We start from the raw sequence: 5,820 nt of genomic DNA, 5'->3' as shown, positions 1-5,820 counted from the left end.
GGGTCCTCGCAGTGCATGCACACCATCGGTGCGGTCTGGGTGGACGTCGCCCGATCGAGTTTCTCGAGATGGATCAGTGACTGTCCTCGATGGGTCCCGCATTCCATGCACGCCTGCACGCAGGCCTCGCAGCCGATGCAGCGGCTCTGGTCGATCACGAAGATCGGGGAATCGTCGATGCCGTACTTCATGAATGGCTCGCTTCCTGCCCGGTGCCGACGTGGAGATCGCGGGCATCGGTGGAGTCGCTGTGGCCCCCGACCCGTTCGATCTTGACGGCGGCGACCTTGAACTCCGGCATCTGTGCGCCGGGATCGACCGCACGGATGGTCAGCAGGTTCGCCGACTTGCCACCGGGCCAGTGATAGGGGATGAACACGGTGTCGGGTCGGATCGTGGTGACGACGTTGGCCGGCAGGATGACCTCACCGCGACGGGACGACACCTTCACGATGTCGCCGTCGGCAACGCCCAGGGTCTCGGCCAGTCGTGGATGCATCTCGCACAGCGGCTCGGGATACTGCTCGACGAGGCTCGCGATGCGCCGGGTCTGGGTCCCCGAGAGGTATTGGCTGACGACGCGGCCGGTGGTCAGCCAGGTCGGGTACTCGTCATCGACGACTTCGGCGGACTCCTTGAACGGCACACCGTGGAAGCGGGCCTTGCCATCGGGATGGTGGAATCGTCCGCCCTCGAACAGGCGTGGCGTGCCCGGGTGTCCCACCTCGGGAACCGGCCAGAACAGGCCCATCTCGTCCTCGATCCGTTGCCAGGTGGCACCCGTGTAGTCGGCTTTGCCGCCTGACGACGCACGGCACAGTTCGTCGAAGATCTGTTCGGTGTTGTCGTAATCGAAGTACTTCTTCGCGCCGAGTCGGTCGGCGATCGCGCAGAGGATCTCCCAGTCGCGTTTGGCCTCACCGGGTGGGGTGACCGCCGCGTTGATCTTGATGATCCGGCCCTCACCGCTGGTGGTCGTGCCCTCGTCCTCCTCCTGGAGTGAACCGGGCAGGACGATGTCCGCGTGCTGGCCGGTCTCGGACAGGAAGAAGTCGATCACCGAGAAGAACTCGAGCTTGTCGAGCGCCTCGCGCGTGAAGTTCGCGTCGGGTGCCGACACGAGCGGGTTGAAGCAGATCGACAGGAGACCCTTGATCTCGCCCGCGTGGATCGCCTCGATGATCGCCTCGGCCGGGATTCCCGGTCCGGGGATCTCGGACTCGTCACAGCCCCACACCGCCGCGGTGTGCGCGCGGTGCTCAGGGTTGCGGATGTCGCGGTTGCCGGGGAGTTGGTCGCACTTGTGGCCGTGTTCGCGTCCGCCCTGACCGTTGCCCTGGCCGGTGATCGTCGAGACGCCGCATCCGGGCTTGCCGAATTTGCCGGTCGCCAGGCCCAGGTTGATCGCACCGAGACAGTTGTCGACACCCTTCGTGTGCTGCTCGATGCCGCGGGCGTGCAGCAGCATGCCAGTCGCCGACGTTCCCCAGATCTCGGCGGCTTCCTCGATCCGGGCGGCGGGCACGCCCGTGACACCGGATGCCCACTGTGGCGTCATCTCGTGCGCGGCCTCGACCGCCTTGTCGAAGTCGACCGTGTGGTTGGCGATGAATTCGTGATCGAGCCAGTCGTTGCGGATCAGCGTGTTGAGCACCGCGCCGAACAACGCGGAGTCGGTGCCGGGTCGGACGCCGAGGAACAGATCGCTCGTGCGCGCGAGTGGAACGACGCGGGGATCCTGGACGATCAACTTGGCGCCGCGATCGCGGGCCTTCCAGATGTAGCTGGTCGTGATCGGAAACGTCTCGGCGACGTTCGAACCCGCGATCCAGACGACGTCGGCGAGCGGAATGTCGCTCCACGGATTCGAGGCACGGTCGACGCCGAACGCCTGCTTGTTCGCACCACCGGCCGACACCATGCAGAAGCGGCCGTTGTAGTCGAGGTTCGCCGTCTTGAGGGCAAGGCGGGCGAACTTGCCGATCATGTAGCTCTTCTCGTTCGTCAACGAGACGCCCGAGAGCATCGCGAACGAGTCGTTGCCGTAGGTCTCCTGGATCCGCCGGATCTCCGAAACCACACGGTCGTACGCCTGCTCCCAGGTGATCTGACGGAAACCGCCCGACGCCGATTCGTCGCGCTCCATCGGATGCACCAGGCGGTCGGGATGGCTGCCCTGGAGGTAGCGCTTGACGCCCTTCGGGCAGAGTTTGCCCTCGTTGAAGGGGAACTCGTACCAGGGCTCGAAGCCGACGACCTCGTTGTCGTGCACCTTGAGTTTGATCCCACACTGCTGTCCGCAGAAGCAGCAGTGGGTCTCGACGACCTTGTCGACCTCGAGGCCGGCGTCCCAGCCTCCGGGCGGGGTCTCGTTGAGGTGTGGACCGAAACGATCGATGAGATCGGCATCGGTGACCGGAATCTTCGACATCAGCCAAACCCCTTGACCCGTGTGGATTGCGCGAGTGTCACCTGGGCCCGGCGACATCGGGGGCAGGTGTTCTGGTAGTTGTCCTCGTCGCCCGACGTGCCGTCGAGCGCCGTACCGACGGAATAGTCGAAACCGACCTGGGGGAGGACCTCGCGCAGGTCGGCGATCTGTTGGGCGCTGGCGAACTCGTCGCCGCAGCGGCGACACGCCGCCTGTTCGCCCACTTCGTTCGCCCGCTTGTAGTAGGCCACGCCGAGGTTGCCGGGCCGCTGGAAGATGTGGAACAGCTTGCCGAACGGGATGTACATCAGCCCGAGGATCACGGTGAGGGCGTGCACGGTGTTGAGGAAGTAGTAGAAGCGACCTTCGAGGAACAGGCTCGACACGGTGAGGAACAGCCCGGTCACCGACACCGCGAAGAGCCCGGCGAGGGCGAGGAAGTCGCCGCTGCGCTCGACGGTGAGAGCGCCGGGGTCGCGCAGACGACGGCGGAGGAAGATGAACACACCGGCGAGCACGAGCACGGCGGCGATGTCGAGGGCGTGGAAGATGGTCCAGGCGAGAATGCTCTCGGCGTCCATGCTGATCGTGCCGACGCGCGAGATGTACACCTGGTACTCGTCGGCCTGCTGCCCGACGCTCTCGAAGTGCAACAACCCCATCGTCAACGGGAACGTGACGAGGAACGCGAGGATGCACCCCCAGAAGACGAACTGGTGGGCCAACCAGCGCGCGCGCGACCGACGGCGGATGAAGCCCTGGGCGATCAAGTGGGTGCCCACGAGCGACGGGAGGGCGACGGCGTTCTTGGCCTTGCCCTGCTTGAACGCATCCCAGCCCCGCCGGTTGAGCATCGCCGTCGGAGGTCGCCGGACCCACACGGCGTAGCGGTAGATCACCCCGAAGACCATGAAGATGATGCCGAACAGGTAGCCGACGAGCGCGGCGTCGAACCAGACGAGCCCGTCGCTCCCGACGAACGTGATCCCGACCGTGACGGCGATGCCGACGAGCCCCCACGCGACCCCTCGCCGATCGAGTCCACGGTTTCCGACCGATGGAAGTTGCTGTTCGCCGGCCATCGCGATCACCATAGATGGTCCCGTCAGGTCGGTGTGTCGTCGCCCGTTCTGCCGCTCATGGTCGTCGCCCACAGGGGTTGGATCGCGCTCGACGCCGGCCCGTGCTCGCCGGTCATGAGCCGCCGCAGGGCCGCCGCCATCTTCGTCGCGCGTACCTTCGCGAGTTCGGCGGTCTCACCGACGAAGTACTCGTCGAGCGTGCTGATGAACAGGTCGAGCCAGCGTTCGTAGTGGGCATCGGAGAAGGGCGTGCGCGCATGGACCGGTTCGTGAGCGCGGAGCGGATTGCCCTCGTAGCCCCGTTGTCCGAGGAGCTGCCACGACCAGAAATCGGTCAGCTTGTCGATGTGGTCCGGCCATTTGACCTGGGCGGCGCTGAACACCGGCCCGAGCAACTCGTCCATCGCCGCGTAGCGGTAGAACGAACGCACGAGCAGCTCGATGTCGTCGCGGGTCGCCAACTCGCCACGGTTGGCCAGATCTTCGTCGCTCAAGGGATGGACGATCACAGGGCCCCCACCCCGATCGCAGTCGCGGCGACCACGATCAAGCCGAGAACCATCTGCACCGTGCCGAGCACCTTGGCCGGAGGAACGAACTCGCGTCGGAGCCAACAGAACTGGACGATCGCGACGGCGGCGACCGCGGCAGCGCCGACGATCATGGTCGGCTCGACCGCCACCGCGACTCCGGCGACGACCACGCCGACGGCCTGGAGTACGTCGGTGAGCACCAACGGAGCGGTGCCGTGGCGCAGCCGCATGATCTGTGTGCGGACGAACGGGATCGAGGTGGTCGCACGTGCACCGAGGATCAACCAGGCACCGACCGCGACTGCTACGGATCCCCCTCCTGCGACCACGATCGCCGCTGCGACCGACGCGATGCCGATCGATCCGCTGACTTCGGGCACGAGACGCCGGCCGCGGCTGCGCACGTCGAACCACAGCTCGGTCGCGACGAACGGCGTTGCTGCGGCGATCGGGATGAGCCACGCCGATCCGGACGAACTGATCGCGGCCAGCGTGAGCGCGACGATCAGCCCGAGTTCGATGCCGGCGACGCGCGCTGCGAGTCGAGTTCGCTCGAGCGTGCGCCCTCGGCGCCGATCGACGAGGTACAGCTTGAGTGGCGTGCGCACCAGGAACGCGAGCAGGGCGGCGGTGCCCACGGCGACGCCGGGCCACGAGAAGCCGATGATCAGGCCGAGCAGGATCGGTTCGGCCGTCAGCCCCCAGCCGCCGTGTTCACTCGGGATCGCCACGGCGCGCCAGGTGCTGCGTCGGCGCCCGGTCGGATCCGACCCGTGGCCCGTCGAGGTCGACGCGGTCCGATGGTGGTTCGAACGCACGTCGCTCATCGCGGACAGTCGCATCGGTGACGGGGGCGGGCGTGCGCCTGGCCCATGACGAGTTCGCCATTGCCCGCCACGTCGATCGTGTGTCCGACCGTCGTCAGGACCGATTGCAGCTGTGATTCGTCGATGTGGTGGGTCACGGATACGCAACCGTGGGCGGCGTGGCCCTGGACCTCATCGACGCCGTCGGTGTCCAACAACGTCTGGAGTACCGCGTTGAAGCACGTCGGACAGTTCACATCGATCTCGAAATGGCTCTGGGTGGTCATCGGTTCACCACGCTGATCGCCGAGGCGAGCACGATCAGCAACACCACGCCGATCATGAGCAAGGTGGCGGGGAGGACCGGATGCGTCGGCCCGGAGGTGCTCCGTCGCCGCGCTCCGTCCTCGTTGTTCCGTTCGACTCGGTCGGGGGACTGATCGTTCACAACGAACCACGGTGGCGTTCCATCGCCGCTAATACTACTTGCTGCTAGAATAAATCGCCAGATGACCGCTGAGCTGCAGATCCAGGCACGGGCGCTCGGCGATCCGACGCGCTACGAGCTCTTTCGTCACGTCGCCGACTCCGGTGGGCAGGTGGGCGTCGCCGAACTCACCGAGCTCAAGGGCTTCAATCACAACGCGATCCGACAGCACCTGTCGAAGCTCGTCGATGCCGGGCTCCTCGAGGAGTCCACGGCGCCGAGCTCGGGACGCGGGCGACCACGACTGCTGTACTCGGTGCACCCGTCCGCCGACAGCCGGTGGGACGTGACCGGTCCCTACGAGCGGCTGTCGCTCCTGCTCAGCGAGGTGATCCGCACCGGTGACACGCCCGTCGAGGTCGGGCGGCGCGCCGGTGCACGTGGATTCGATGGAGCCACGGCGATGGGGGTGGCGTCCGACCCGCTTGCCGCGATGGCGAGCGAAATGGCGCGGGCGGGGTTCGAGCCACGGATCGAGCAC

8 protein-coding genes are annotated in these 5,820 nt (G+C 66.4%); 1 reads left to right on the top strand and 7 read right to left on the bottom strand.

Features of this window, described 5'->3' with window-relative positions; translation table 11 throughout:
* The 7 genes from WBV89_RS15125 to WBV89_RS15095 form a co-directional block, all read right to left on the bottom strand.
* Positions 1–191: 4Fe-4S binding protein (locus WBV89_RS15125; RefSeq protein WP_423982183.1), on the bottom strand; the 191-nt coding region annotated here is incomplete at its 3' end.
* On the bottom strand, positions 188–2,431 hold the full coding sequence (locus WBV89_RS15120) for a molybdopterin oxidoreductase family protein (RefSeq protein WP_423982182.1): 2,244 nt from the start codon (positions 2,429–2,431) through the stop codon (positions 188–190). The genes WBV89_RS15120 and WBV89_RS15125, both read right to left, overlap by 4 nt.
* Complete coding sequence (locus WBV89_RS15115) at positions 2,431–3,513, bottom strand: MFS transporter (protein WP_423982181.1); 1,083 nt, start codon at positions 3,511–3,513, stop codon at positions 2,431–2,433. Before WBV89_RS15115 ends, WBV89_RS15120 begins: the two co-directional genes overlap by 1 nt.
* 23 nt (positions 3,514–3,536) lie before the next feature.
* The gene (locus tag WBV89_RS15110; RefSeq protein ID WP_423982180.1) at positions 3,537–4,007 is read right to left on the bottom strand and encodes a group III truncated hemoglobin; all 471 of its coding nucleotides are present in this window, start codon (positions 4,005–4,007) and stop codon (positions 3,537–3,539) included.
* A gap of 11 nt (positions 4,008–4,018) precedes the next feature.
* The gene (locus WBV89_RS15105) at positions 4,019–4,873 is read right to left on the bottom strand and encodes a YwiC-like family protein (protein ID WP_423982179.1); all 855 of its coding nucleotides are present in this window, start codon (positions 4,871–4,873) and stop codon (positions 4,019–4,021) included.
* Complete coding sequence (locus tag WBV89_RS15100; protein WP_423982178.1) at positions 4,870–5,139, bottom strand: hypothetical protein; 270 nt, start codon at positions 5,137–5,139, stop codon at positions 4,870–4,872. Before WBV89_RS15100 ends, WBV89_RS15105 begins: the two co-directional genes overlap by 4 nt.
* Positions 5,136–5,300 carry a hypothetical protein gene (locus tag WBV89_RS15095; protein ID WP_423982177.1) on the bottom strand — a complete coding sequence of 55 codons (165 nt, stop codon included), beginning with the start codon at positions 5,298–5,300 and terminating at the stop codon, positions 5,136–5,138. The genes WBV89_RS15100 and WBV89_RS15095 overlap by 4 nt, the downstream gene beginning before the upstream one ends.
* Before the next feature lie 61 nt (positions 5,301–5,361).
* On the opposite strand from WBV89_RS15095, the gene WBV89_RS15090 reads away from it, so the two are divergent.
* Positions 5,362–5,820 (top strand): helix-turn-helix domain-containing protein (locus WBV89_RS15090; RefSeq protein WP_423982176.1); only part of this gene is annotated, 459 nt, incomplete at its 3' end.

This window comes from Ilumatobacter sp. (assembly GCF_049588435.1).
In the GTDB taxonomy this organism is placed as follows: domain Bacteria; phylum Actinomycetota; class Acidimicrobiia; order Acidimicrobiales; family Ilumatobacteraceae; genus Ilumatobacter_A.
This window is presented reverse-complemented; position numbering and strand designations above follow the sequence as displayed.

Excerpts from the sequence above, each read along its gene's own strand:
- WBV89_RS15120 (WP_423982182.1), bottom strand. The coding sequence starts at position 2,431 with ATGTCGAAGATTCCGGTCACCGATGCCGATCTCATCGATCGTTTCGGT.
- WBV89_RS15115 (WP_423982181.1), bottom strand. The coding sequence starts at position 3,513 with ATGGCCGGCGAACAGCAACTTCCATCGGTCGGAAACCGTGGACTCGAT.
- WBV89_RS15105 (WP_423982179.1), bottom strand. The coding sequence starts at position 4,873 with ATGAGCGACGTGCGTTCGAACCACCATCGGACCGCGTCGACCTCGACG.
- WBV89_RS15100 (WP_423982178.1), bottom strand. The coding sequence starts at position 5,139 with ATGACCACCCAGAGCCATTTCGAGATCGATGTGAACTGTCCGACGTGC.